At 41.2% G+C, this 26,526-nt stretch carries 33 protein-coding genes; 1 reads left to right on the top strand and 32 read right to left on the bottom strand.

Features of this window, described 5'->3' with window-relative positions; translation table 11 throughout:
- Positions 1-10 precede the first annotated feature (10 nt).
- Both BM049_RS01865 and BM049_RS01860 read right to left on the bottom strand, forming a co-directional pair.
- The gene (locus tag BM049_RS01865; protein ID WP_091528201.1) at positions 11-634 is read right to left on the bottom strand and encodes a DNA-3-methyladenine glycosylase; all 624 of its coding nucleotides are present in this window, start codon (positions 632-634) and stop codon (positions 11-13) included.
- A gap of 24 nt (positions 635-658) precedes the next feature.
- Positions 659-1,945, bottom strand: coding sequence for an HlyC/CorC family transporter (locus BM049_RS01860; protein ID WP_091528200.1), 1,287 nt, complete (start codon positions 1,943-1,945; stop codon positions 659-661).
- 471 nt (positions 1,946-2,416) lie between these two features.
- On the opposite strand from BM049_RS01860, the gene BM049_RS01855 reads away from it, so the two are divergent.
- The gene (locus BM049_RS01855; RefSeq protein ID WP_091528198.1) at positions 2,417-2,620 is read left to right on the top strand and encodes a hypothetical protein; all 204 of its coding nucleotides are present in this window, start codon (positions 2,417-2,419) and stop codon (positions 2,618-2,620) included.
- Positions 2,621-2,879: 259 nt separating this feature from the next.
- Here BM049_RS01855 and BM049_RS01845 read toward each other — a convergent pair whose 3' ends face one another.
- The 30 genes from BM049_RS01845 to BM049_RS01700 all read right to left on the bottom strand — a co-directional run bounded on the left by BM049_RS01845 (position 2,880) and on the right by BM049_RS01700 (position 26,517).
- Entirely contained in the window at positions 2,880-3,518 is a 639-nt protein-coding gene (locus tag BM049_RS01845) for a hypothetical protein (protein ID WP_091528194.1), read from the bottom strand.
- Positions 3,519-3,522: 4 nt separating this feature from the next.
- On the bottom strand, positions 3,523-3,948 hold the full coding sequence (locus tag BM049_RS01840; RefSeq protein WP_091528193.1) for a DUF6941 family protein: 426 nt from the start codon (positions 3,946-3,948) through the stop codon (positions 3,523-3,525).
- A 131-nt stretch (positions 3,949-4,079) separates the two neighbouring features.
- Complete coding sequence (locus BM049_RS01835) at positions 4,080-5,306, bottom strand: N-acetylmuramoyl-L-alanine amidase (protein WP_091528191.1); 1,227 nt, start codon at positions 5,304-5,306, stop codon at positions 4,080-4,082.
- 4 nt (positions 5,307-5,310) lie between these two features.
- Positions 5,311-5,574, bottom strand: a complete 264-nt coding sequence (locus tag BM049_RS01830; protein WP_091528190.1) for a holin — start codon at positions 5,572-5,574, stop codon at positions 5,311-5,313.
- Positions 5,567-5,929 (bottom strand): hypothetical protein, encoded by a 363-nt coding sequence (locus BM049_RS01825; RefSeq protein ID WP_091528188.1) that lies wholly within the window; start codon positions 5,927-5,929, stop codon positions 5,567-5,569. Before BM049_RS01825 ends, BM049_RS01830 begins: the two co-directional genes overlap by 8 nt.
- Complete coding sequence (locus BM049_RS01820) at positions 5,922-6,263, bottom strand: hypothetical protein (protein WP_143079441.1); 342 nt, start codon at positions 6,261-6,263, stop codon at positions 5,922-5,924. Before BM049_RS01820 ends, BM049_RS01825 begins: the two co-directional genes overlap by 8 nt.
- 55 nt (positions 6,264-6,318) lie before the next feature.
- Entirely contained in the window at positions 6,319-6,540 is a 222-nt protein-coding gene (locus BM049_RS01815; RefSeq protein WP_091528185.1) for a CD1375 family protein, read from the bottom strand.
- 1 nt (position 6,541) lies between these two features.
- Complete coding sequence (locus BM049_RS01810; protein WP_091528183.1) at positions 6,542-9,217, bottom strand: BppU family phage baseplate upper protein; 2,676 nt, start codon at positions 9,215-9,217, stop codon at positions 6,542-6,544.
- Between the two features lie 17 nt (positions 9,218-9,234).
- Positions 9,235-10,923: a hypothetical protein gene (locus tag BM049_RS01805; protein WP_091528178.1), complete on the bottom strand. Its 1,689-nt coding sequence runs from the start codon at positions 10,921-10,923 to the stop codon at positions 9,235-9,237.
- Positions 10,923-12,539: a phage tail protein gene (locus BM049_RS01800; RefSeq protein WP_091528176.1), complete on the bottom strand. Its 1,617-nt coding sequence runs from the start codon at positions 12,537-12,539 to the stop codon at positions 10,923-10,925. Before BM049_RS01800 ends, BM049_RS01805 begins: the two co-directional genes overlap by 1 nt.
- Positions 12,539-13,189, bottom strand: coding sequence for a hypothetical protein (locus BM049_RS01795; RefSeq protein WP_091528174.1), 651 nt, complete (start codon positions 13,187-13,189; stop codon positions 12,539-12,541). Before BM049_RS01795 ends, BM049_RS01800 begins: the two co-directional genes overlap by 1 nt.
- Entirely contained in the window at positions 13,186-15,390 is a 2,205-nt protein-coding gene (locus tag BM049_RS01790; protein ID WP_091528173.1) for a phage tail protein, read from the bottom strand. The genes BM049_RS01795 and BM049_RS01790 overlap by 4 nt, the downstream gene beginning before the upstream one ends.
- 3 nt (positions 15,391-15,393) lie before the next feature.
- Positions 15,394-15,642 carry a hypothetical protein gene (locus BM049_RS01785; RefSeq protein WP_091528171.1) on the bottom strand — a complete coding sequence of 83 codons (249 nt, stop codon included), beginning with the start codon at positions 15,640-15,642 and terminating at the stop codon, positions 15,394-15,396.
- A gap of 65 nt (positions 15,643-15,707) precedes the next feature.
- On the bottom strand, positions 15,708-16,121 hold the full coding sequence (locus BM049_RS01780) for a hypothetical protein (RefSeq protein WP_091528169.1): 414 nt from the start codon (positions 16,119-16,121) through the stop codon (positions 15,708-15,710).
- Between the two features lie 14 nt (positions 16,122-16,135).
- Positions 16,136-16,735 carry a hypothetical protein gene (locus BM049_RS01775; protein ID WP_091528168.1) on the bottom strand — a complete coding sequence of 200 codons (600 nt, stop codon included), beginning with the start codon at positions 16,733-16,735 and terminating at the stop codon, positions 16,136-16,138.
- Complete coding sequence (locus tag BM049_RS01770) at positions 16,736-17,104, bottom strand: hypothetical protein (RefSeq protein ID WP_091528166.1); 369 nt, start codon at positions 17,102-17,104, stop codon at positions 16,736-16,738.
- Between the two features lie 4 nt (positions 17,105-17,108).
- The gene (locus BM049_RS01765; RefSeq protein WP_091528165.1) at positions 17,109-17,537 is read right to left on the bottom strand and encodes an HK97-gp10 family putative phage morphogenesis protein; all 429 of its coding nucleotides are present in this window, start codon (positions 17,535-17,537) and stop codon (positions 17,109-17,111) included.
- Positions 17,530-17,853, bottom strand: coding sequence for a phage head completion protein (locus tag BM049_RS01760; RefSeq protein ID WP_091528163.1), 324 nt, complete (start codon positions 17,851-17,853; stop codon positions 17,530-17,532). Before BM049_RS01760 ends, BM049_RS01765 begins: the two co-directional genes overlap by 8 nt.
- Positions 17,853-18,392 (bottom strand): hypothetical protein, encoded by a 540-nt coding sequence (locus BM049_RS01755; RefSeq protein ID WP_091528161.1) that lies wholly within the window; start codon positions 18,390-18,392, stop codon positions 17,853-17,855. Before BM049_RS01755 ends, BM049_RS01760 begins: the two co-directional genes overlap by 1 nt.
- 36 nt (positions 18,393-18,428) lie before the next feature.
- A complete protein-coding gene (locus BM049_RS01750) occupies positions 18,429-18,680 on the bottom strand; it encodes a Rho termination factor N-terminal domain-containing protein (RefSeq protein ID WP_091528160.1) in 252 nt (83 codons plus the stop codon).
- Between the two features lie 14 nt (positions 18,681-18,694).
- Positions 18,695-19,606, bottom strand: coding sequence for a hypothetical protein (locus BM049_RS01745; protein WP_091528158.1), 912 nt, complete (start codon positions 19,604-19,606; stop codon positions 18,695-18,697).
- Positions 19,607-19,627: 21 nt separating this feature from the next.
- Entirely contained in the window at positions 19,628-20,197 is a 570-nt protein-coding gene (locus tag BM049_RS01740) for a phage scaffolding protein (RefSeq protein WP_091528157.1), read from the bottom strand.
- A gap of 189 nt (positions 20,198-20,386) precedes the next feature.
- A complete protein-coding gene (locus BM049_RS01735; protein ID WP_218147171.1) occupies positions 20,387-20,587 on the bottom strand; it encodes a hypothetical protein in 201 nt (66 codons plus the stop codon).
- Positions 20,588-20,728: 141 nt separating this feature from the next.
- On the bottom strand, positions 20,729-21,637 hold the full coding sequence (locus BM049_RS01730) for a phage head morphogenesis protein (RefSeq protein WP_091528153.1): 909 nt from the start codon (positions 21,635-21,637) through the stop codon (positions 20,729-20,731).
- Complete coding sequence (locus tag BM049_RS01725) at positions 21,603-23,099, bottom strand: phage portal protein (protein WP_091528152.1); 1,497 nt, start codon at positions 23,097-23,099, stop codon at positions 21,603-21,605. Before BM049_RS01725 ends, BM049_RS01730 begins: the two co-directional genes overlap by 35 nt.
- A 12-nt stretch (positions 23,100-23,111) precedes the next feature.
- Positions 23,112-24,368, bottom strand: coding sequence for a PBSX family phage terminase large subunit (locus BM049_RS01720; RefSeq protein WP_091528150.1), 1,257 nt, complete (start codon positions 24,366-24,368; stop codon positions 23,112-23,114).
- Positions 24,355-24,804: a terminase small subunit gene (locus tag BM049_RS01715; RefSeq protein ID WP_091528149.1), complete on the bottom strand. Its 450-nt coding sequence runs from the start codon at positions 24,802-24,804 to the stop codon at positions 24,355-24,357. Before BM049_RS01715 ends, BM049_RS01720 begins: the two co-directional genes overlap by 14 nt.
- A gap of 260 nt (positions 24,805-25,064) precedes the next feature.
- Positions 25,065-25,487, bottom strand: coding sequence for an ArpU family phage packaging/lysis transcriptional regulator (locus tag BM049_RS01710; protein ID WP_091528147.1), 423 nt, complete (start codon positions 25,485-25,487; stop codon positions 25,065-25,067).
- A gap of 221 nt (positions 25,488-25,708) precedes the next feature.
- Complete coding sequence (gene ssb, locus BM049_RS01705) at positions 25,709-26,197, bottom strand: single-stranded DNA-binding protein (protein ID WP_091528146.1); 489 nt, start codon at positions 26,195-26,197, stop codon at positions 25,709-25,711.
- Positions 26,194-26,517: a hypothetical protein gene (locus tag BM049_RS01700; protein WP_091528144.1), complete on the bottom strand. Its 324-nt coding sequence runs from the start codon at positions 26,515-26,517 to the stop codon at positions 26,194-26,196. The genes ssb and BM049_RS01700 overlap by 4 nt, the downstream gene beginning before the upstream one ends.
- Positions 26,518-26,526: the final 9 nt, after the last annotated feature.

Below are 26,526 nucleotides of genomic sequence, written 5' to 3'. Positions count from 1 at the left end.
ATCCCTCCTTTTAGTCTAACATAGCATCCCACCCATTATCTACTCTAACCGGTCCTTTTTTCCTTGAGACATAAGGGTTTCCTTTAACTGTGAAACGCAGCGGTGCATCTGTCCATTTCCCTTTATTCAAGATACCGATACGCTTGGATCTTTCGATGCTGACAGGTGATTTTTTCTGGTGTGTATCAATATAAAGCGACGGCTTCAGGATCGATGTTTCATGGTCGCCCATCGTGATCCCCATAGCTTTCGTCAGCTTCCCAGGTCCACTGGTGGCTTCCACACCCTGTTTTTTTCGTCTTTCCTCCATCACGTGTGTTCCAGCATGAGGTTCGACTGCCCGAATAAGGACTGCCTGCGGATCGCCTTTTTCTTTAGTCACGACATTCAGCATCAGATGGGTGTGCATCTTATAGATATAAATGGTACCGGCCGGTTCATACATGGCCGTCATCCTCGGTGTCTTCCTTCTGTTATAACTGTGACTGGCCTGATCCTCTATACCGACATATGCTTCTGTTTCGACGATATGTCCGGATGTAATGACACCGTCTGCTTCTTTTACCAGCAGACAACCGAGAAGCTGTTCTGCTATCTCTTCTGTTGATAAAGACGGATCTGTTAAAAATGACATGCTTTTTTTTATTCACTCCATTACTTAGTCGTCTGTTTTTTCAGTCGTATCCGTCGGCAGATAATCGATCTGGACCTCAAGAACACGTCTGTTTCTGACAGCTGTGACGGATACTTTCATATTGTAATATTTAAATGCGTCCCCTACCTGCGGGAACTGACCTAATTCTTCGATGACGAAACCACTCATAGAATTGGAGACATACGATTCATAACCGGTCAGACCGAATAGTTCAAATATCTTTTCCAGACTCGCTGTGCCTTTGACCTTGTATCGTTTTCCGGCCTTCAGTTCAACGACCTCTTCTTCAATGATGTCCGATTCATCCCAGATTTCTCCGACAAGTTCCTCGAGGACATCTTCCATGGTGGCAATACCGATGGTTCCGCCATGTTCATCAGCTACGATAGCCATATGCGTCTTACTCTTCTGCATCAGTCTAAGCAGTCGCGATAAATTCATGACCGGAGGCACAAAAATAACATCCTTTACCACTGAGAGTAAAGAAACGGGTTTTTGTTTCGTCTGTTTGGCACGCAGGTACCTGTTAAAGTCCTTTTCATGCAGGACCCCTACCACATTATCGATGGATTCATCGTATATGATCAAGCGTGAAAAATTATGATTCATAAAAATCTCTTCGATCTCTGCATCCGTCGAATCCAGCTCGGCACTCACGACATCCACACGCGGTGTGAGGATCACAGATACTTCCATATCATCAAACTCGATTGCGGCTTTTACAAGCTGGCTTTCATGTCCTTCGATACTACCGCCGCTTTCAGCTTCTTCTACGATCGACAGCAGTTCATCTTCACTGATGATCTCCGTCTCATCCAGTTGAAACACTCTATCGATCATGAGTTTCCAGCGTCTAAGCAGCCACAATACAGGTCTGAAAATGGTCATGAGAAAATAAATATAAGGCGTGGAGGCTTTAGCAAGCGGTTCACTCTTTGCTTTAGCGATCGATTTGGGTGTGATCTCTCCAAAAATCAGGATGATGATCGTCATGACCACTGTAGCGATCGTCGGTCCATAAACCGGGAACCAGCTGACAAAAAGCAAGGTGGCGATCGCTGACATGGCAATATTCACGATATTATTTCCGATCAGTATCGTTGAGAGCACAGCATCAAAGTTTTCAGCTAGCTTTAGTGTGAGCTGGGACCTTTTGTCCCCTTTTTCCGCTTCATTGCGCAGGCGGATCCGGTTAGCCGAAGTAAAAGCGGTTTCGGAAGAAGAAAAATAAGCAGATAACAAGACCAGTATAACAAGAATGATGATACTCCTTATATTATCACTATCCATTTAATTGCATTCCCTACTTTCATCGTTTTTCCCTTTTATTATAGCATAAATCGTAATAAAACTTGACTGTTACAAAGAAATAGTCAAGTAAAAAAAGAGAAAGCCCTTCTCTTTTTACCAGTTTAAATTCTCTATCTAAACTCGAAGAGCGGCTCTCTCTTTTAACTTTTGTTCTTGTTATTCTTCGTCCAGGTCCAGAACGGCCATGAAGGCTTCTTATGCTATGACTTTCTTGTATCCTATCATACTTACTCATATTACCTTATATTGTGTTGTTAAATCAAGCTTTTATGTGAGGCTGTAAACAAAACCATCTTATATTAGATTATAATAAGCGATACTCTATTTTGTATGCCGATGGCAAAATGCAGGAAAAGTAATATCTATTTTATTAAGCTGTTCTCTTCATTATAAAAATTTAATGGAACACTTCTTTTTGAAAGCGTATACTATTGCTCAGAGAGGTGTTACATGGACGAATGGACAGAATTATACAATAAAAAAGTGAATAATGTTATTCATAGAGGTAGCATTTCCGTACATATAAAAGACAATGTCATTATTGCTCAAGTTTATGATCAAATCACGATGGTGGTCAGACCAACGGAAGAAGATGCTATTATCGCAGCAACTGCTTTGGTCTTGATGTATAAAAGTCTGGATGAGATACTTTAATTTCCTTAGATGACAATGAATTAGAGGTGATTTATGTGTCGGCCGATTTCAAGAATGACATTATAGAAATTGATGGTTTCAGGTTTTCTCTGATCTGGCCATCACTGAAAAAAGTTGATGATGGCACGGATTGGATTCTAATGTTTGAGAAGGATTCGAAAGAGCTATACGGTGGCTATTTGAAACATGATACGCGGTTTTTGAAGAAGTATGAGCGGTTAAAAGGTCAATAAAAAAGAGCAGATTATTAGTCTGCTCTTTATCCAGAAATTAATTCGATTATAATATTTGAATAATAATCTAGCAAGGCCCATATGGCTGCACCTACGGTGGTTAACCCAACTCCTGTCCAAATTAAAAATTTGTTAGTTGTTTGGCTAACTAATTTTTCAACGTAATCTTTTGATGGTAATTCATCAATTTTGCTTTCAAGGCGCGTTAACAGGACTTTTACATCGTTTATATTGTCATTTAAATTATCGATTTTTGTATCTACATGTTCTAATTTTATGTCAGTTTGCTTTTGCAAACCTTCTAAATCTTTATGTCTAACATCATCAGTCAATTTGAAATCACCTTCCCTTTCGATTGGAAAGTTAATATGTGAAGTTGAAGAGAACACAGAGGTCTCACTTTCATATATATATGCAGTGTCGTTATAATCCACTTGATTTTTTGAAGCCTCGGAACTAGTTCTAAAACTAGTTAAATTTAGGACAGGATGTTGAAGTGCTGCAACAGTCAGAGCAAAAGCAGTAAAATACTTAATATTTTGAAAAAATGGATATTGTTTAATAACGTCTTCTACTGGCGCTACTTTGTAATACTCATCTTTATTTTCAACTTTATGAACATGGACAATGGTGCTAGTATTATAATCATTGAAAATATTTTCCATACAACTATTCCTTTAATAAGTTTTCATCAGCTACCACTTCAAATTGTTGAGAGTGAGACGTTCCATCAATTTTGAAAATGACTTTATACATGCCTTCTTCTCTAAATGGGGTATTTTTTAAATCTATATTAAAATTGAAATTATCAGTTACATTTTTATTGGGATTTAAAATTTGTGATCCAGTACTATATATAACCTTGTCTTGACCAGAGTCGGTACTATCTTCTTTAACCAACTCTATTGAAAAATCATGTTTTTTATTGAAGTCTATCCCAGTAGTTATAACTGAAACTACAAATGTTAACCCAGCCGGTATAAAAGGCACACGCATTTTCAAAACCGGATTTACCATCTTGGTTAATTGACCATTATTACCTGCGGGTAAAGTTTCTATATCTTCAGCGATAATGATTTGTGCATTGATACTCATATCATAGCCTCTTTTCTATTACTTCTATTTTTTGTATGTATTATCTAACTTACTAATATAATTGTATCATACCGTGTCAAGTAGAAATAAAAAAAGACCTCCACCAATAAAGGTAGAGGTCCATAATTATACTAGAATCTATTCTCATTCAATCGTCTCTGCATCTCTTTCACGACTGACGAGTTAGTGCGACTGATAGCACCAGTGACTGGTGTGCCCATGCGACGCTGCAGGGCTCTCAGTGTTCCTGGACCAAATGACCCATCGACTGTCACTTTTAATCGACGTTGCATTTCTCGGATAACTGCTGAGCCGCCTGTTCCAAACCTTACACTTGGAATGTTATTTGTGACAGCATGACGAGACTGGCCGCCTATTAAACCGGTAACAGGTGTTCCTAGAACTTGCTGCAGGCGTTTAGTCGTCGCTTGTCCCCATGAACCGTCTACGGCGATTTTAGCGACATTCTGAGGTGGTTTGTTACCATCTCGAATAATACCTAGCAGTTGTAGGTTCTGCGCCGCCGTGCCTTTATATCCTTTTATCCCTAATTCTTCTGCACGTCGTTTGCGTGCTGCGAATGACCCATCTTCTCCAATGCTCTCCAAGTATTTTTGAATAGAGTTCCCGTGATAAGCCGGAGATTTTTTCTCTTCTTCCGTCGCTCTCTCTTCTTCTTTCCCTGGAATATTAATCATTTGGCCAATCTGAAGAGTACGTGCATCTACTTTTGGATTAGCATGTTCCAGGTCGATCACATTGAAGTCTCGTCCTTTCGCGATGCTCCAGAACGTATCGCCTTCTTGAACTTTGTATGTTGAGCCAAGCTCTTCTTTAACTGGTACTTTAGGTTTCTCAGCTAAGACTTTCTGATAATCAAATTCACAACATGACTTCCAATAATAATCTGGGTACTCATCATGCGATCGCACGCGATTGATTTGTGGATACTCTTTCTTCAGTCGTGCGACTAACAACCGCAACGATTCCTTCTGCTCCTCAGTTGGCTCTTCATATCTAAAATCGCCTGTCAATACGATGCCGATTGAGAAGTTATTACTATTGCCGACGTGATATGTTCTCCAGTTTATTGGATTACAGAATTTAATCGTCCCATCCGGTTCAATTACATATGAGTACCCGATTCCTGGCCAATTATGAGTATCTACGTGATATTTTGAATACCCCCACGCATTAGATCCGCTCAGCCCTTGTCGAGTTAACGAGTGGTGGATAGCTATTTCTGTTTTACCTTCCATGTCTAACACAGGGAATTTCTTCCACGCATGACGAACCACCTTAGCTCTATAATCGACAAATTTTGGTACGTCTAAAAACAATCCATGTACTTTGCTCATCTAATTATTCACCCTTTCTAATTGACTGAATCCCGTCGTAGAGGCCCGAACTCGCCGCGCCAGATAAAAAACCAGCCAATCCATATAGGAATAAATCTGCATTGCCTGCAATCGCAAATACGATGCCGACGGCGATACCAAGTACGATACTGATTAACGGTAACCAGCGCTTGTCTAAGTCGGCTGTCTTAATTAACTGTACAAAGATTAAGATAACCGGAGACATAACTGCTGCCAGTCCGATCGCTTCATTTAATAAATTATCCATCGTTCTCCCCTTTCAAGTATGAGAGTTCCAGTTTTAAGTCGTTGCGCTCATCTTTCAGCGCGTCGATTTCTTCTTCGAGTTCTTCGACGTATATCTTGTACTCTTCGATTTTCTTATAGTGTTCGCGCCGAAAGTCACTAAATTCAGCTTTCACGACACGTAATTCTTCGCGGAATCCAGACACTTGTTCCTTGTACTCCGCTAAAATCATGCTCATATTCTGCACATACATTCCTTCCGTGTTCGCGTCGGCCTCGACTTCCTTTCCTTTGAGTTGATACTCCGTCTGCTTCTTCGTGCCAAAGTACGTGAGTAACCCCGTAATAACCGCAACGATGATTGCTTCGTTATTCATCGAATCGCGCCCTTAAAGAGATGCCCGTGCCGATTGCCAACACGAGCAGCGGGAATTGATACGGAATAACTACAACCGGATGCCGACCTGCGAGTAGAACGTAAGTCATCAGCGCCCAGAAGATATTTAAGCCAATTAAGCCGATGCGCCGAAGTTTCGTGTGGTTGATAATCAAGCCAGTTGCCTTAGCTGCCGTGAATAGCAGTAGAATGACTGACAGGAGGTAATGCACGCGGTTTAGGAATAATAACCCCAGCCACGTCGATATTAAGCAAAGAAGAATCGAATTCCAGTCTGCAATGATGCGGTCGATAATATGTTTCAATCGGTACATGTTCCACTCCTTTCTGTAAATTAAAAGAGCCACCATACAGGCAGCTCTTTCGCTTTCATTTCGTTTTTATCTGCTCGACAGTTTCGGTCTCTTCGACGTTTCTTTCGTCCTCCGCTCCCTTTCCCGTTTCTTCTTCGACAACCTCTAGCTTTCTGTCTCCCTCTATTTCCTCCAGACGTGCCTCTACTGCGTCTCTATAAACCGGTGGTACTTGTTCAAGTGTCATTAAGCCTGCTTTGATACGGACTGCTAAACTGTTGATTAGAATTTCATTCATATTAAGCCTCCTCTACTGTGATACTTGGTACACCATCTGAAACTTTGATAGACCACTTGTAGTGTTTACCCGTTACGTCATCAGTCACCGTATACCTTGAGTCATAGAATTCGAGTGACTTATTCCCGTTAGGTCCAGGTGCTTCAAATTCGTATATGAAGAAGGCTAGGTCTCCGTCAACTAGTTCAGGATGTGTGAATGCACGATCTGTGATCACTGCTTGTGATACATCCAAATCCTTTTCTTCTCCCGTCATGAAGTCTATTACGCTTAAACTTTCTAGTGACTTGATAGAAAGGTCAGGATGACTGATCTCAATACCATTTGAGTACATTCCTGCGTCTGCTTGATACTGCTCAAAGTAGACCGTTCCTTTAGGGCGAGCGGTGAGGTTTCCTGTTGTGACGTTCTTGTGGACTATTGGTTCGGCTAGTTGGTAGTAGATTTTGGTGCCGGCTAGGTCGGCTCGGACTTCTGCTAGGGTTATGCCGGACGCAAATATGGTTACGATTCTTTTGGCGTTACCCAATGACGTGTAGAAGTTTCCAATTTGCTTTACGTCATCTCTGTCTAAATAAGTTATTTCATGGGCACCGTCTTCATATAATACTGCGCCATCGATATTATTAGTGGTATCTGCCATATCATCGAATACCCTAGTTATAGCGTCTACAATATTCGTCCTTGGCGTGATTGCAGTCACATCACTTTCAACCAACGTATGCTCTTTTACTCTCTGTACAAAGTCCCCGTCTGCGGTAATCTCATCAGCTACTCCGTTAGGTAAACGGTTGAGTTTAACAGGTTCTACGTATTGGACAGTTTCTGTGTAGGGTTCATAGTCAGTGGCGGTTGAGCTCTCTTCTATTTGAATACCTGTTATTCTTGATTGTTCGGTCGAGTCCCCTCCGGTAAAGCCGATTAGAACATCATAGTCATCGTCCAATTGTAGTGTGAAATTGATTGATGATGTGTCACTAGAACTTTGATAAACGCCATAATTGTTAGCATATAGGCCATTAGTGGACGCGCCTAACAGTATGTGGTTGGTATGAGTGAAGACACCCTCTACTTGTTCTCCATTCTTATATAACCTAAAGTAATAACGCCATTTACTCATGTTGGTATAGTCTTTGGCAGTAAAGCGGTATACTACCCCTTTTTTTAACTTAACAGCGTATTGTTTGAATTTGTCATTTGTGTGGCTGCTTCTAATTATTTCATCAAACGGGTACAAGTTCTTCCCTGTAGCTCTAACCCGTCCAGGGGTGAAAGACTTTGTGCCGTCAAAATATCCGTCAATCATAGCGTCCATTTCTTCTTTGGTCGGTTCATTGCCGGCTCCAAAGAGTTGGGTGAGGTTGATGATCATTGGCTCTTTCACGTCGTAGTAGTTATATTCCTCTGTTTTATTTCCCGCATAAAATCTATGAATGGTAGACCCACTACTTTCATAGATGGCTGATGCCCGCTCCCATGCATTAGGAGGAATATCTGTCGGCAGATTTGTACCACCTAATACTACATTACTCACACCATCTGGCGAACGGAACAACGCACTAATATACTTTACACCATCTGAAGTAAGGTTAGTGAACGCCCCAACAGAAGTAGATTGCGTTTTGTACACTCTAAGATAATCATCAATAATTTCTCTAGAGTCAGTGCCACTAGATAAAGGCCAGCCATATACACTGTTCATAATAGTGACTGGTAGTAAGTTGACCAGTGTCTGTCCTTTGAGTTGAGCGTCCAGTGCACCGTTTCCTGCGGTAACAGGTAGGCTGGCAATATTAGCGTCTGTTTTTAGCGTCTGTTTAGCTTCTTGGTTCACGTTGACGTTAGAGACGGTGGCGGCAAGGTCTTTGGTTTCTTCTCGGTTTCTAACCGTCTGTAATTGTGTCGCGGTCAGCCTACTATCAAATCCGTCATAAAACTCGCTACGAATATCTTCGGCTTCAGCACGTGCAGTCTCTGCCGCCTGTCGATCACTCTCGTTGTCTTGACGGGCGCTCTCGTTGTCTTGACGGGTACTCTCGTTTGCAAGGCGCTCTGTTTCGTTAGTCTGACGTTCGATTTCGTTGCTCTGTCTAGTCGCTTCGTTGCTATCGAACTCATCTTGTCGGTTTGTTTCGTTAGTGTCGAACGTTGATTGTCGGTTTGTTTCGTTAGTATCGAACTCACTTTGTCTGCTCGCTTCATTGGTGGCAAACGTTGATTGTCGAACCGCTTCATTGTCATGGAACTCGTCAATGTAGTCACGCGCTTCTTTTGTGAGCGTGCTCCACGTTTGAATCATTATTTCAACAGCCACATCAGTTTCCAAGCCATTCTCGATCCTAAACTTATACTTCGGGCTAGCATAATGCTGGCCGTCGAGCAAAACTACTAATTGAACCTCTGAAGTCCCCGAATGATTCCCCTCGTTTTCTTTCATGGTGTACTTAACTGTTTTTCCTTCAATCGTCACACCACTCGTCTCGTCATTCTGGAAAAACGATCCGTCTTTCATGAATAGAATGACATTCGCCGTAGCGCCTGTTAAATCGATATCATCAAGGATATTAAATTGAAATTCGATGACATCTAAATCGTTGGTGTAGGCGGTGGGTAATGTGAATTGCGAATGCCTTTTGGTCGACGTTAGTTCAACGTCGTATATAAATGGTTTGACCACTTGCTCACTCTCCTTTTCTAATCTCCTAGTCTGACAACACTAAATTGACACCAATTGTTGTAGCTTAATTCTATACTGCCGACGCCTGCCGTTATCCCTGTGGCAGATGCGCCTTCACGTACAATGTCGATAGATATTTGGTCGTCGTACCAATGTGACACTAGCGCTATTTTTGCGGATGCGTTCGTGCCAGCGGGCGATACGATTGCCAGATATATTCCTCTTTCTGGCAAAGTGACCGTATGCGTCCCCCCGTTCGATGCGTGATCAAATAGTAATTTCGGAACGTTCAGGCCGTCGATTTGGAACAGCCCGCCGCGATTAGTATCGTAGGCGCGCCCGAACGAGATCCCTTTCCCGTCTGCGGAGAAGTTGATCAAACTGAACGTCGATAACACCTCCGCGTAGGCCGGAATACTTGTAAAGTAATCACTCGCTACAAACTGTATATCATAAGCATAGTCAACGTCTGCCGGGAAAGTATATGAGCCTCTGCCTGAATTGAGTGTTTCCTCGCTGAAATATGATTCATCTGATCGTTTATGCCTGACCTGATACACACCAGTATTCGTGCCGTTCAAGCTACTAATGCTAGAGGTGTACTCAATTGTTGCATGATCGCCATCCTCGTCAGCTACACCATTCGCATCTGATCGATAAGCGTTAGTAATCTCCGGCTGTGGATTCGAATACTGATAAACAGTAACCGTCCGCGTCGTTGATGTCTTCCTTCCGCGCGAATCTGTTATTTCAAACGTGATTGTATTTGATCCGCTGGATTTTAGCGTATTCGTCGTACCCGATTTACTATTAATCGTCTGGCCGTTACCTGTGATTTTATAACCAGTGATCGATGCGCCGTGACCAGCGCTCCCGCTCATGGATAAATCCAACCGCGATTTATACTGAACGTACACTCCTAGGTCGTTGGCAATATTCGTCACGTCTTCGCTCACACTGACAGATGATATCGTCGGTTTGACTGCGCTGCTGACGTTGACGGTGAGGTTGCGATAGGATTCCCCGATATACCCACTTCCGTTATTCCCGGAATACGTCCTGAGCCTTATTCTGAACGTCTTTTTAGTGCTGTTCGGCATTCGATCTAATAGCTTATTAGTATAGCTGCTAGATAGCTCATAGGTTGAATCAGGGCTGCCGTAGAAGTAGTTTGTGTCCCACATCCAAGAAGTCCCGTCGTAAATAGTGATAAGATGATAGAACCCACCATATTTGACGTCTGCCCCGATTGTTAAAGTTGAGGCTGTATCATCCTCTAGATACTCTAAGCTGGCGGAGGTCAGCGAACTTGCTCGCGGTATGGTATCAAGAGTAATCGAACCGCTGAAGTTATAACTGCCAAGACTAACGCCTGTATTCCCACTTGCCGATACAGACATCGTTTTCTTGCCGTCGTCGCCGTGATACACACGTCTCGTCCGCGTCCACACGACTTCTCTTGATGTCCCGCGAATGTCGAATGTTCGGCTTGCCGTTTGTTTATTCCCGTCAACAGTGAACGAAACAGTATGACCATTTGCGTTCCAAGACTGCCAAGACGTGTTATATCTATAAAAGACAAGCGTCGCTGTAACGTCTGAATAATTGTTAGGTGGCGAGGCCGCTGTTGCTGTGATTTCAATAGCCGGTCGGACATTGCTGGTAGCAACGCCGCTAAAACTGCCGTATATCGTCTTAGTAGCCATCAGTCACTCACCTTCTTAAAGTCCAATGATCCATTGGCTCGGGGAACAAAGCCAAAATTACCAACTCTTAGCTGATCGAAGAAGTGACCTTTTCGGATATTGATTTTGTCTTCTTCTAACCACATCATCTTTTTATTATTTTTCAGCATGGCCCATTCATCATTAGCAAATATCGTAAGAATATCTGCATTTTCTTGACCGATATTGACTTCTCCGTTAATAAAACGGATGTATTTGTTAATCTCTTCAAACTCTGCCTGAGTTTCGCCTTCAAAAGTATTTATGTTTTCGGTCAACGTTGTAAATTCGAAGTTAAACGAATCATTCAACTGGCCGAATTCAGTCGATATAATTTCCTGGTACGAATTGAATTCACTCTGAGCTGTATATGTCTCTGACACTTCTGTACGAATCGCATCAGCTGTCTGTTCAATATTCGAGCTGAGTGCAGTAACTTGTTCAGAAACATAATGCTTATCGGCTTTCTGTGATGCGACGTCTTTTATATTGTTTTCATTTGATCGCGTCACTTTGTCCGTCTGCATTTGTTCTTCGGTAAAAGTTTTGTATTTATTTCCAAGTGTCAGCTTGTTATTCTGAGGATCATCTAAATGGATCTCTATTTTAGACGTCAGCATATCATCATCCAATAAGTGAGAAGGGCTGTCTATCTCGATATATTCAAAAATTCTGAACTGGTCAAATTCCGCATCTGTCATCGATAAATCAATAGCTGAAACTTCAATCGACACATACATGTTGATTCGTTCAGCCAACTCGCCCTGGGCCTTTGTAATTAAATTGCTGGCCACCGTCACATCATCGTATGTAGCTGTGCCATAGACCCAGCCATACAGATCAACCGCTTCTTGGTTATAGATGTAATCCATACCATTATTAACTGACTCAATAGTCAGACGCTCATCTAACTCGTTGCCTTCTTCATCTGTGAGTTTTGAACCATAAGGAATTAAAGCGGTAATGATTTCTTCGCTTTTAAAGTTTTTGGTCAAATCGAGCAGGTTCTCACCTAACTCAATCTTTTGAAGACTTTTATAACTTGAATCTTCCAGATAATCGATATAGTTAATGCCATTTTCTCGCCGAACCATGATATATCCGCCAAGCATATCGATCAGCTTATCATTGATGACATTCCAGGACTTATCCGGATTAATACTTGACCGAACAATATAGTTGTTTGGATCTTCAACTGTTACATTACCCAAAACAAACTGCTTACCTTCTTCTACCTGGGCATTATGACTGTCTATAATCAGCTGAATAAAGCCAATGACCGATCCGCTGTAGTTATATGGCCGTAAAATGCTGTCATTGAAGAAAGCCAAATCACCTTCGCAGATGATGTTTTTTGCATTATAAAAGTCGTGCTCATCATTAAGAACACGACCCCTAAAAAGCAAATAATCGTCTTGATAAACTTCGATAGATGACTTCAGCCTCATGATCTGACCATACATCGGATGAGACGGGTAAATTATAAAATCAAAGCCGCCAGTTTTATTAAGTTCCAGTGTTACTGTCGGCTGGAGTATCTTAAGTTCGTCTACTCTGGGATCATAGAGCGTCTGTCCGTCACATTTAACGTGATACACTATAACGCCCCCTCTTGATATTCAAATTCCACAGTGGCACCGGCAGGACCAGTTATCGTTATCTGGTTATTCCCTTCAACAAAAATAATATTCGTGAACCGATGAGTGCCAGCGTTAACGGTCGTCGATGAATCGTTGAAAAGAATAGTGACTTCATCACTTGCTGTAATTGAAGGAATAACACGCTTACGGCTATTTAAGCAATGGCCTGAAGCTTGACCTTCAACGCTTAAAGTAAAGCGCCGGATCGTTGGTTTTTCTTTGTATTTCCACGGCTGGCATGTAGCCGTTACAGTCAATTTCCCAAGCGCCCCATCTCGATTGAAAGACGTCTTTAGTCTTCCGATCAGATAGTAACCGGGTTCATTCGTCGCTCTAATCAACCGTCGCTTGCCATTGAGGTATGCTCTAATATGTTGCAGCAATGGAATCCACTCACTTTCTGGTGGTTTGATCGTGAATTCTGCTTCCAGCGGTCGGTTTGAATAGTGAATTTCTCCGGTTAATGCTTCAGATAGATCAAGCGTGCCGTCGCCGTTAGGTATGTCGATATAATATTCTTTAGGCTCTGCATCCCCAATGGCTAATGAAGTGAGATACATGCCCCAGTCGTCAAATGATGCTTTATTATCAAAAAAAAGCTGATTCATGATCTCCCACGTCCTTTCAAGCTCCGGTCATAACCAAGTTGTCTGTTGATTTCATGTTTGATTGCTCCAACTAGTGCACCGGTATCCATAACAACCTGAGAATCCGGATCATAGTCCGCAAAGAAGTTGGCTAATAGATCTATAATCAAATCTAACTTCTCAGCAATGCGTTCTTCACTCCATCCCATTGATGCAGCTACTCCAGCACCAATGCCACCTAATGTTTCTTTATTAAGCGGCAATACGGCTTCTCTTCCAGCTTCTCCGCCTACCATTAGATTGTTTCCATTCATCCCGAATGCTGTTGCTTTTTCTAAAATACCACCTTTTGCATACCATTCGACACCAATCTTTGGTACGCCTTCCTTGAGCCAGTTGATTGGATTAGCTGAACCTTTTACCGTGAAACGGGGCATTTTAAGCTTAGGAAGCTTCCAAGAAAAGTTGAAAAAGCCCTTAATTTTATCAATCATTGTCTTCACTACATTTTTAGCAGTTGTTATCGGATTCGTGATAGCAGATTTAATGGAATTGAAAACTCTAGTCACAGTTGACTTCAATAGATTTACTGATTTTGTCGCTCCGCTCTTCATTCCGTTTATGATTTTCAAGACAGCGTTTTTTGCCATGTTCCAGGCATTTGAGAAACTAGACAGGCCTGTTTTCGCTCCGCTTACCATGTTGGTAAAGAAGTTCTTGATGGTGCTTATGCCTGTTTTGACAAAGTTCTTGATGCCGCCGAGTAATTTACCCATCATGATTAGATTCCATAAGTTCCAGGCAAACTCGACAGCGCCTTTCAGAAGCTGTTTGACACCTTCCCACATGGTGGACCAGTCTCCAGTAAAGATACCAGAAAAAATTTTCAATGCGCCCATAATGATATTTAGTGCCCCTTGGATCACACCTTTTATATTTCCCCATACCGATTCAACTAAATACCGGATGACCGGAAGAAAAAATTGGAATGTATTAACTACAATAGTAGCCAGATTTTTGACAGCTGAAATAATTTGATCACCATTTTGATTCCAAAAAGCAGTTAATTGAGAAATAATATCTTTAGCAAAAGAAATGGCATCCTGTAAAATTGGCATAGCGATTTCTTTGATAAGGTTAAACATACGTACAAAGTTCTCTCCGAGATTACCTTCACCACTAAAGATGCCGGTATAAAAATCTACAAGCGCTTGTAAATAGCCTTTCAAAGTATCCCAGATAGCGCTATTCGTAATATTCTGTTTGATCGTATCAAAATTTGTGATAAAGTCTCGGAATTTATCAATAACCAATTGAATAGCTTCCTGAATCATCTGCCAGGCTTCAGTCTGTTTGATTTGTTCGATAAATGTACCGAACCACTGTTGAGCGATTTGCACTTTCTCGCCAGCGATAACTAACCATTCAGATACTTTAGTCAGTCCAGCAACGACGGGCGCCAGTATCGGACCACCAATAATGGCCAGAAAATCTTGCCAGGCTTGTTTCAAGTTCCCCATCTGGTTTTCATACGAATCAGACTCACGTGCAGCTTGCCCCGTAGCGCCGGCCATTTCCTGCATGTTCTGAGCATATTCGAGTCGAGTGGCTTGTTTAGTTGCTTCGTCAAGTTTCTGCCATTCGCCAGTAGATGATACGACACCTTCTTTGATTGCATACGTAGCCATTTGCGTATCGTTCGCAAAGATCCCAATAGACTCACCGGCCTCGTAGTTACCTTTAATGAAGCTGGTCAATGATCCGTTAGCTTGTTCGTATGCCACATCGTAAAAGGCTGCAGCATCTGCACTTAAAGTCACTGCTTTTGTCGCTTGTTCCATCGCATCTTCAGTATCTAACCCTAATCCTTTAAACATTGAGGTCATTTTAGACATCGACGGTTTCAATCGATTCGGTACCATTCCGAATTCTTCAGCCAGTTTATCGATAGCTTTTTGTGCTTCAGGCTGCAGTTCCTGGAAAACTTGCTCAAATTGTGCACGCATCGCTTTGGCACCAGCAGCCGCTTGAACAGTCATAGCCCCAAAGTCAATGAGTTTCTTGGCTACAAATAGACCACCAATAACTGCAGCTGCTTTTTTAAAGAAGCCGGCTATTTTACCACTAGACTTTTTAGCTTTTCCCGTGGTTTCATCGATCCCCTTATTGGCTTCATCATTATTTAAACCGATTGTTCCAAATAATTTGAATATTTCACCCATGTACTATGTTTCACCGCCTTTTTTAATCGGCTTAATAAATCTCATATTGCTTTCAATGATTTGTTTCTCTTCTTCCTCAGATAATTTCTGCATTTTGTTATTTTTGATTTTTCGATAGTGCTTTTTCTTGAATGTAGGGAAGTCATCTTCTATTTGTTTGTTTAACCATATTTCCCATAGCTGATCTTCATTTTGCTGATCGTATAACTGTAAAATAAAATCCGCCAAGCCTTCAAGAGTATAAGTACTCATGAGCCTTAGCGGATCCGCATATCTTTTAAAAAGTAAGTCTTTTAACTTAAATTCACCGTCATTTTTTATAGTAACGATGCGATAGATGAGAAAAAATCTTTTAGCTCTTCTTTCTTAAAGAAGGCAATAAGTAGTCCGGTGTATTCTTTCAAACCGAGATCTTGAATGTCTTTCACATTTTTTCCGGTTAAATCAGCGAAAAGAGAATTGATATCAGTTTTAATCTTGCCGATATTCAACAATGTTTTTTGAAGTAAGCCAGCCATCGCTTCCATGCCACGCTTTTCTGCTTCAGCTTCTTGTTTAGCTAGTTCAGCTTTAGTCGGTTCTTTCTTCTTGTGGTCCATTGGTACGACTTTGCCAGATTCAGCATTTTCTTCGAATATCTTAACAAAATCATCTTTGATATCTAGCTTTCCTATGATCGGAAGAAGAGTGAATAAATCATCACCCTTCAGCTCTCTCATTTCTAATGTCATTTACTTTCCTCCTTTTAGCTTGCTGCTACTGTTGGATATAAAATCTTCCATGGGTATTCGTCTGCTTCTAACTGTTCTTGAGAAGCATGCGCTTCATATACTTGTTCAACTACTGCTTCTCCGTCGTCTTCGGTGCCCAGTTCTAGTCCGTTTGTGCAGAAAGCATTATCTAAAATTGCAATAACCGGATCATTTGACCCCGATAATTTACCGACAACTGCTATATTATCGATGTAATCTGTATCTTCCACAAAGCGTTTAGTTCGAATCACCTTGTATCCAGATGGTGCTTCCTCAATTGCGGCATCAACCATCGAACCATTCAAAGACTGTCTAATCGTTTCTGCTGTAAGTTCTTTCATGTTGGCGGTAACCGTAGCGTTGGCTGATGCCAAGACTTTGTTACCTTTCACTTTCATGTGCGTCGTACCATCAACTTCGACATCCCGATACGTTTGTTCAATTGTTAAGGTAACCCCGCCTGAAGTCGCACCATGTAATGTCCCGGTGAAGCCTGTTTCTGCTGCGAATGTGACGCCTGTATAAACTGTAGCTGCATCAATAATGTAGCTCTCAGACGTTTTTTGAGTGTATCCTGTTTTCTTTAATCCCATTTACCTTGTCCTCCAATCTGTTTTACAGTAAAACTGCATGTTTCGTCTTTTTATCAAGTCGTCTCCCGTAGGAATTTTGTTAGATCTCAGAAAGTTAAATCGGATGAACAAATCATCGGTTAACTTTCTGTTGTCTTTAAAATGAACCTTCAAAGCCTCTTCGACTTGAAATACATCTGTATAACTTGAGTTGTTATCAAATATATCGACATCGATATAGAAACCCTCTACATTTCGCTCGATTGATTCTGAATCAAAATCAAACGTGACATAAGGATAGAGGACCGTTTCTTTTCTGTTTCTGTCGTGATAGCTTTCCGGAACGACTGCCCTAAACTGCGACGTCAATTCCTTGACAAATTCAATCACTTAATCACTTCCCTTTGAATGAGACGCCGTACTCTTTACCGATAGTATCAATGATTTTTTGCTTGTTTCGTCTAAACGCTGGTCGCAAGAACGGCTGAGGTTTTTGGCCACGAGTAAAGTAAAACTTTCCGTTTGGAGCCTTGTATACCCAACCGCCCTTTCTTCCAGCGCCATTTTCCGCATATTCACCTGTTCCAAACTCTACATAAAAAGAATGCTCATTAGGAGAACCCATCAGTCCGATCAAGTCATTTCCGTTTTCTTTCTGGATGTGATCCAGTTTGTCTCTCAGTTCGCCGCTTTTTACTGCTGCTAGACTTTTAGCTTGTCCTTCAACTAACAGCAAGGCTGCTTCCATTGCGGCACTACGGTTTTTGCTTAGCTGCTTTTTTATTTTTATGGAATTGTCTTCAAATTTGAAGTTATTAGCCATTTACAAGCACTCCATTGTATTTAAGATAGACTTCATTATGATGCCCTTGACCGACTGGATCATCAGCGTACGTCACGGAATAAGACCGGCCATTGGCTTCAGTCACGCGCATGTCATCTGTAATGCCTTCGGTAAACTCAGGAATGATCAGCATGTGAGTAGACTGTTCTGTAACAGCGTTCTGAACATTGTTGAGGTCTGTCCCAGTCACTAAGTCAATGTATCCTTCAACGGTCTTGAATATCGTCCAATCTTCCTTAAATCCGCCGATACCATCATCAATCTGCACCTTCTTCTCAACGACAAAGAGTTTCATTATCCCCACCTCATCTTTTTATATTTATCTAAAAATGAGAGTAATGAAGCTGGATACCCTTCGATATTTTCAGATGCATTGACATCGTAGTAAGTCTTGCTCATCCGGCTGATCGTTTCTGACTTGATCCCTACTTTATCAGCCATCTTCTTATCGTACTGAATTAGCTTCTTCACGCCTCTTTTGATATCTGGTGGGTATTTAACCAAAGTTATCATCGCATTGTTTGAGGATGAAGAAATCAGCGTCTCTGTACCTTTCACAATAAAAGTGTTCTCATTAATGGCTACGATGACATATAAACCGTCGTTATAGGTCGACCCAGTCACTTCAATCGTGTCATTGACTCTAAATCCGGTCAGATCACCAGTGTGGATAGTAATCCTGTCTGGCACTTCAAAGGAAACATTAGTTACTCTCACTTTTGTATCCTGAAAGTTATTGTTTGTTAACTCTCTGACCATCGATTCAAACGCATCAAGGTCTTCCGGATAAATATCCTCATTTATCTTAATGGCTTCACTTAATGGAATAATCATCTGTTCACCTCTTCCCAAAGAAAAAGGGAGTAATGACTACTCCCCTAATAATGCAATCAGCTCGTCTTTTTTGATAGCCGCTTTGTATTCCAGACCTTTTTCATCAGCAAGTTCCTTCAACTCATCCACTTTCATAGACTCATAGTCTGGGGCCTCTTTCTTTTCGTCTTCCCCGGCTTCTTGAGCCTCTTGAACTTCAAGCTCTTTAAACCCCATTGCCAGGTACTTTTTGATCTTTACATCGTTATCTGTTTTCTTGATAACATTGTCTAATTTGAATGTACGCATCAGTCAACCTCCTCTTATGCTACGGGTTTAGTGTTGGCGTAAATAGATTTCAGCTTGCTTGCTGGCACCCATAGATCGTGGTATTTGCGGTAGTCCACTTTCCAAGCATCTGCCTTTTGGTTCGTTTCTGGTGTAAATGTGCGGACCTTGTCTGTTTTAGAAACAGCGATCGGCGCGTCTTTCGTAGCGATCAACCAGTTGATGTCCAATGCATTTGAAGCGACTTTAAACCCACCGGCTTCTTGTCCTGCAGTCGTACCATCCAGGAACTCGAACGCTGTTTTTAATAGTTTTGATGGCGCTTTGACAATCGGGTTACCATTGAACGACTGAACTTCTACAGACAGCGCGCCTTTTGCCAGCATTGCTTTCGAAATGAAGTCTTTACCTGCTTTGCCTAACATACCAGCCATGATCGGATTCATAGTGATTACGACGTCTTTTGCACCGATTTCATCTTCCATGTTGTTCAAATCAGCCAGGATCTCATCCAGGATATTGCTTGATGTAATAGCGATTGAGCGGGTCTGTTCAGCATCAATTGCCAATGTTGCCAGTTTAGAATAACGATAGGCATCGATTTCAGGAACGACTTGAACACGTTGGAACTCACCCATGACTGTGCCGGCTGTTGTGACAAAATTGGTTTCGTCTACGTCCATTGCATCAATAGAGAATGTACGGCCACGGTCTTGAGTAAGAGAGTAGGTTTTCCATTCCAGTGTGACGTCTCCACCGACGAAGCCATTTGTGCGGTCGTAGTCAGCCAGACCATCCATCAAAATGTTAGGGAGTTTCACTTCGTTCCCGCCGTTATATTTAATTAAGTTGTCATTTGCTTCCATCCAGCCTGTAGTAGATTCTTGTACCACTTGTTTGTCGAGTGATGGTTGGAAGATTTTTGAATATTCTAATACGTTTGGCATTTAAATTCCTCTTTTCTTTTATTAGTTGTTAGTAATACCTAAAGCTGCTTCGAAATCTGCTGTTGCCGCTTCGATCGGATCGGTTTGTTTCCCAGTATCTAATCCATTATCGATAACTTGATACCCAGGAGGGTTGTTGTCTTGCTCATTATCTTTCTCAGCTTTAAAAAACGATGGATTGGCTTCTTTTAGCTCTTTTACTTTACTATCCAGTTCTTTCACGTTTCCGTCTTTATCGACTTCTAACTCTCCAAGTTTATAAAGCATATAATCGACATCAGAAACGCCTTCTTTAGTTAATGCTTCTTTAACAGCAAAGGTCTTTCGTTCGTTCACCAATGCTTCTTGAAGCTCCTTAGCTTTTGTTTCGTGCTCTTGGACCTTCGTTTGCAATGCTTCGACGTCTTTATTTTCTTTTTTTAGCGTTTCTAGCGTTGCATTGGCACTCTTCAACTCTTCATTCTTTGAATTGAACTCCGATTTCGGCACAAATTCTTTCCCTTGTGTTTCTTTTAACTCTTTTGCTGCAGCAATTTGGTCGAATTTGCCCTCTTCGTTGATGTGTTTCTTTAGTATTTCTTCAATATCCATGTTGCAAGCTCCATTCCTTTTTATTCTGGTCGGTACCAGTTAGAGTTGTGAGATATTCCGCTCACAGTCGGTAATGAGACTTTTCAAGTCATTCTCCAGGACATAAAAAAGAGCCATAAGTTCGACTTATGACTTAGTTAAGTATTCCTATTTTAAAAAATAGCTGTTTTTGCAAAGTAGACTGTTCGATTATGCTGAATATCGTGGGAATTTAATGCTTTTCGCTTTTAGCGCTTCTTTAACTAAGGCTTGACCGTTTCTCCCGCCTGCAGCGATATGTTCTAGCACATCCGAATATAATTCATCTTCCATATCATGCGCTGCTTCATAATCACCTTTAATAGCTTCAATTTTTGCGACTCTGTTGCTTACGTCCTGCACTTCCATCATTTACCACTCCTTATTGATGACGTTCAATAACAAACGAGATAGGCTGTTTTCACAGCGATCACTTCCTTCCTACTTCACACGGTAGAACTTCAGCACAATCCAATTAAGCGCCTTTACAATAAATTTTTTTATCCGCACGGCTTACACTCCTTTCTTTTCTGCCCATTCTTTATAATTTTTATATTTAATAACCTTTTTGGTCTCATTATCCTTTCTCACACTTGGAGATAGGCCATTAACTATCGATATAGTCGTGCATCGGCAGTTGATATCCAAACCAGCTACGCCAAATAAGCGTGGGCCGTCAGCGGTATGTCCGTTAAAAATAAATTTTTCATTAATATCTACTGTTTGACCATCTAACTCCTGATGTTGATGTCGTGTTTTTTTATCCAGAGTAGCTTGCCAACGCTTTTGCATCCTAACGCCTTTAGCTTCAGCTGCTTGGTAGGCTTTCTGCTTAGTCGTTGACTGGACCCTTCCACCTTCAGTTCTTGCTATTCTGAGCGCTTGCTTATAGCTTGCTTCGGTCAACTCTCCAACGTTTTTAGCAACATCAGCATAACTTTTTCGATGTGTCGTAGCATTCAGCAGTTCGTTAGTGACGGTTTTTGCCAATTGATCGCGCTGCTCATACAATCGTTTGGAAAGAGTCTTTCCGGCTATCTTTTTATCAACTAATCGTTCAATATAGCTTTCGCTTAGTCTATTAAAATCAAGCTGAATGTTCTCACTGCCTTCAAGTGCATAGAAAACACCTTGATAACCAAGTGTTGCTTCGTTTTTTATATGCTTTGTTATAGAGGGTTGCTTTACTGATTCCAGTGCCCATAAAATCTCATCGATTCGCTTGGCAACCTCTAACTGACTATCGACAGCTAAGCGTTTAGAAAAAGAAAGTTGATCATAATTATCAATGTATTGTTTAATCTCAACTTTCAGCTCTTTGAGTGCTTTTTTATAGAAGTCAAACAATTCATTATCCAGTTCTTCATAGGACCTGTTACTTAGTTGTTCAAGCTCCTTGTGCCACTTGTCCAGCTGCTGCATTTTCTACACCCTCTTCTGGCGGATCAGTATCATCTTGCAAACCGGATGAGTATCCCTGTTCTTCAATGAGCAGCTGTACCTCTTCCCAGTCCAGTTCGAATTGTTCGCAGATTAACTTCAGTACATTTTCGTCATCCAACCTAGGAGCTACAGCCAATATCGATTCAATAATAATCTGCTTAGTTTCGGCTTCGATTCGTTCAATTTCGACGATGTCCTTTTCGTTGACCATCGCTTCTCTTACAATATTTACTTTAATGTCCTGAGCTTTATACGATGTATTAAAGCGCCTGTTAATATCTGCCACAATCATCTCATTGATCCACTTCAGCATCGCTCTCAATCTTACTTCTGCTTTATTGGCTTTCATATCTAACAACGCATACCGCGATTTAATCACAACGTTCGTAATATTGCCATCACCGACCTGAGTTGAATCAAAGGCCATACCAAACTTGTAAATGGCATCTTTATCAATTTCCAGCTTGGTTTTCCGCGCTTCAGTCGGGATAGCTACCGTCTGCACGTCCACTCCACCATCAGATCCGACACTCACCGTCTTTTTAGCTTTGATATTCTGTCTCAGCTTACTTAAATCATCACCTCGGAAACCTCGTACAACATAAATGGCTTCTGAGAAGTCTTGAAGGTTATTAGATAAGAATGCTGCCATCAGATCATAGTCGTCAATCAATGCTTTAATCGGTTCTAAATCCGTCTTCTCTGCTTTATTATTAGATAATCGATAAAATGGTAAGGTATCCATGGATCGTTTAAGCAGCATCCCTTTTTCGTCTTTAGCAATCACGTGTGGACGAGGATTCAACTCTCTTGTTTCGTCAAACTTAAATCGTTTGTTTTTATCTGTGACATAGAAGGTGACTTGTTTCTCATCCCACACTTCAGCAACTGTCACTGTTATATCTTTGCCTTCTCTAAAAATATCTTTGTTATAATACCGGATTATGCGCTTGTTCTTACCGTTATCATCATGGACGACAAACGTGTTAATGCTATCAGAAACTTGGAAGCACAATCTGTCTGATTCGTTCGTTTTGGCAAAAACATATTCGTGACCTTTTTTAGACGCCCCCTCCAGTGCTTCCTGGAGGAACAGTTGGAAATCTTCATCGTAATACTCTTCAAGGCGTTTCTTGAACTGTTCATCTTCCAATTCTATTTCAACTGGATTGGATAACAGATACTGGACTTTCTGATCGACTTGTTCAGTGAAGAATGCATGAGGTATTTTTACATTTGAAGCATTTTTATCCTCTTGCAGCACATCATTATCATCGATATAAAAGATGCGATTATCTAAAATATCATGCTTGTAATCGTAATACCGTTGGCCTGTCTTTGCGTTTTCTTTTGCTTTTGATTGATTATCCTCATCAATCGCTTTATTTAATGCCATAGCGATCGTTGCGGGATTGTCGCTTAATAAATACTTACTGTCCATTCAATCACCTCTCTAATATAGCCATTTGCCGTTTGGCTTCATTTCATCCTCTAAACTGTATCTGCATGTATCAATGCTATGATTATCCTTGTCCGGATACGTGCCTTTTAAATTCCCGTGGGAGTCTCGTTCGATTTCATAACTTGAGAACTCTCTATAGGTATTCGGGCAGCGCTCCGGGTCAATGATTATCTCATTCAAGTCTTGCAGGAACTTAATCCCATGTTCAACGGATCCAGGACCTTTTTTGGCTGGGTCGATACGTAATCCTAGCTCTTCGAATTCAGCTATGGTTCTTGGTTCAGCACTATCCGCAGTGATCCAGCCATTAATTTTATTGATTTTCTTAATCGCATCAACAGCCGCTTTGTTTTTCATGCCGGTTTTATGGATTTCTGCGAAGATATATAGCTTCCGTCGTGCCTTATCCAAGTAGTTTTCCATGTAGTGGAGCGGATCTGCTGCAAAACCAAAGTCAAGACCACGCCTTATTTTGTCGAATCGTTTAATTTCATCATCGCTGATCCGTCTATTTATAATGTTAGTAAAGACCTCTGCACCTGTACCGGTTACGATCCCCATGTACTCATGCTCATACTTTTCCGGTTTCGTTTCTTTTAAATGCTCCGCATCACTAATAAACTGCTCACCTAACCATTCTGGTGGAACTGTTAGGTATGTGCTGGAATGTACCAACGTATCGCTTCTATGCCTTTGAGATTCAACCTCGGAATTGACCCAGTTGTTTTGAGATTGAGGTGGGTTGTATGTATAGATGACTTGGATATCATTACCACCTCTGATTAACGTTTGGTTAATATTCCGGATGTCAGCCATACTTGAAAACTCGTCTACTTCTTCATACCAGATGAATTTGGCGTATCCTCGTCTAAATTTACTACCTTTAACTTTCTTAGGGTTGTCAGCTCCTTTAAATACGATCTTTTGACCGGTTGGAATATAGGTTATATTCATTGGACTAATCGAGGCATGCCATAAGTGAGAAACACCTAGCTTGTCTATCGCCCACAACATCTGTTCATATACAGATTCTCTGAGGGTTTCTTTAACTTTTCTCAGGACAACAGCATTGGCATCCGGATCACTCATCATCCCTGTTATAATCTCTACAGAGGCAAAGGATGATTTGGTAGAACCACGACCACCTTGCAGCCAGTAATGATCGTATATCTTATTTTTTAAGAAATGATGAATGCTATAAAAAGAAGGTGCGATAATGTCGGTTAGACTGTATCTAGTCGCCAGCATTCTCTTCACCTTCAGGGATATCATCTATTATCTGGACCATGCCGACCGCTCCGGATAATTCCGTTTTATCTGTCCACAGTGCATAGCGTTTACCTAGCAGTTCAGCCGCCTTTATCCGATCTTTTGCGCTCACATCCATATCATCTATCTCCTGGAATCCTTCTCCCATACCTCGCAGGACTTGTTCTTGCTGCTCTCCTCGCATAATAGACGTTAGGTATTTCATGATTTCATCTTGCTTAGCTATTTGTTTATCTTCTAACTCTTTCAAGCGATCATCTATATAGGTTTTTATGTTAGGTTTTGTTAAGTTTTCATTTCCTATGAACCGAGCTGTCTTCTTACTGTATCCAGCTTTTTTAGCCGCCTCTGTCGCATTTCCACTGATGATGTACTCATCCGCAAAGCGCTGCTGTTTAACTGTCAGTTTCGCCATTTTCCATCACCTTTCTTTCCGTGTATGATATTCTCTAAACTACACATACCAAGAGAAGAGAAAGGAGGAAACTCTATGATCGGTATGTGCAGTTTGCAAAATATGTAAAAAAGAGCCGCCCAATCGGACAGCCCTTTAATAGGTTTTTTTGTATAGAAGCTGAGGAACGTTTTTCCAGGAGGCCTTCTGTCGGTGTTTTTCTCTCGCTCTATACTTTTCCATACTACTATTATAATTTATCGGTTTACCTTGTGCTGCCCTCAATCTTCTTCAATTTCTACCAACAAACGCCCACTATCGTAGCTCTCAGCAAATTCTATCAAAGAATTCTCTAGCTCTCTATAATACGTGCTTTTACTCATCCCTAGATCCATGTAAATCATCACATCGGTGAATTCTCGCTTATCTATGTACCTGTCATGCAACAGTTGACGATGATAAGCATTCAGCTTGTTCATGGCTCTGCCGATCTTCCATAGCTCTCTTTCTGCCGTTACTTTCCTTGCAACAGCATTCCCGACCTGGTCACTCGGTTTCCCGCCGGATCCTTTGAGTTCCAATGAGAAGGTAGCGGTTATTTTTGGAGTGTACTCTTCATCCGCTAGCCTTGCCATTGAACGATAATGAGATAATAAGCGATGGACGTTTCCCTTTGTCTTCTCGTTGTCTATTTCTGGGAACATTACGTCACTCCTTGTGTTATAATTTTATTAGGTCGACACGTTGCTGCTTTTTTGAGTGACGTGTCTTTTTTTATATTAAATTGGGAGAAAACTCCACACGCTTATTACTCCTCTAAGAATCAGTCCTAATATGACTAAGCAGAGTCCAAAAAACATCCCCAGTATAATCATCATTGTTAATCCTTCGACTACTTTTCTAAATAAATCCATTAATTCACTCCTCAAAACGGCAGATCATCATCTGAGATGTCGATGCTGTCTCTGTTATTTTCGAATGGATCTTCATCATAATTCTGATAACCGTTATTACCCTTATTTTCACTCTGTGAGCTATTTTTGTTTTTCGGTGTATAATTACCTTCCGGAGCGTTTGAACCATGCTCATTTGTTTTCTTTGGTTCTAAAAACTTAACGTTTTCAGCTACCACTTCGGTTACGTAAACTCTCTTTCCGTCATTACCTTCATAGTTCCTTGTTTGGATTCGTCCTGTTATTCCAACTAACGATCCTTTTCTCGTATAATTTGATAAGGCTTCGGCTGTTTTCTTCCAGACTACGCAGTTTATGAAGTCTGTTTCTCTTTCTCCTTGTGCATTGGTGTATGGTCTCTCTGCCGCAATTGTAAAACTCGCTACTGCGATTCCGGATCCGGTGTATCTGAGTTCTGCATCTCTAGTTAAACGCCCCACTATTGTGACATTGTTAATCATTTTACTTTCACCCTTTCAATTGTCGGTGTTAGTTTCATCCCGTGTCTACCGTATTTGTTTTTAGCTTTTTTATATCGCTTGTCTGTATCAGGATCTATTAGGTTTTTGAAGTTAACACACGTTATTTCTCTTGTCGTTTGATCCCTAACCAAGGCGCTTACCTCGTAAAACCCGATTATTTTTCCCTCAAATTCACCTTTAGCGTTTAAATAGACTACATGCTCGTTCTTATACCGTGTCACGCCATCAATTTCCACTTCTTCTTTCAGCTTACTTTTTAAGTACGGTTCTCTTTTTATAAAATTAGTGAACGTATCCATGTGCGCCTC

Source organism: Alkalibacterium subtropicum (assembly GCF_900112455.1).
Lineage (GTDB): Bacteria > Bacillota > Bacilli > Lactobacillales > Carnobacteriaceae_A > Alkalibacterium > Alkalibacterium subtropicum.
This window is presented reverse-complemented; position numbering and strand designations above follow the sequence as displayed.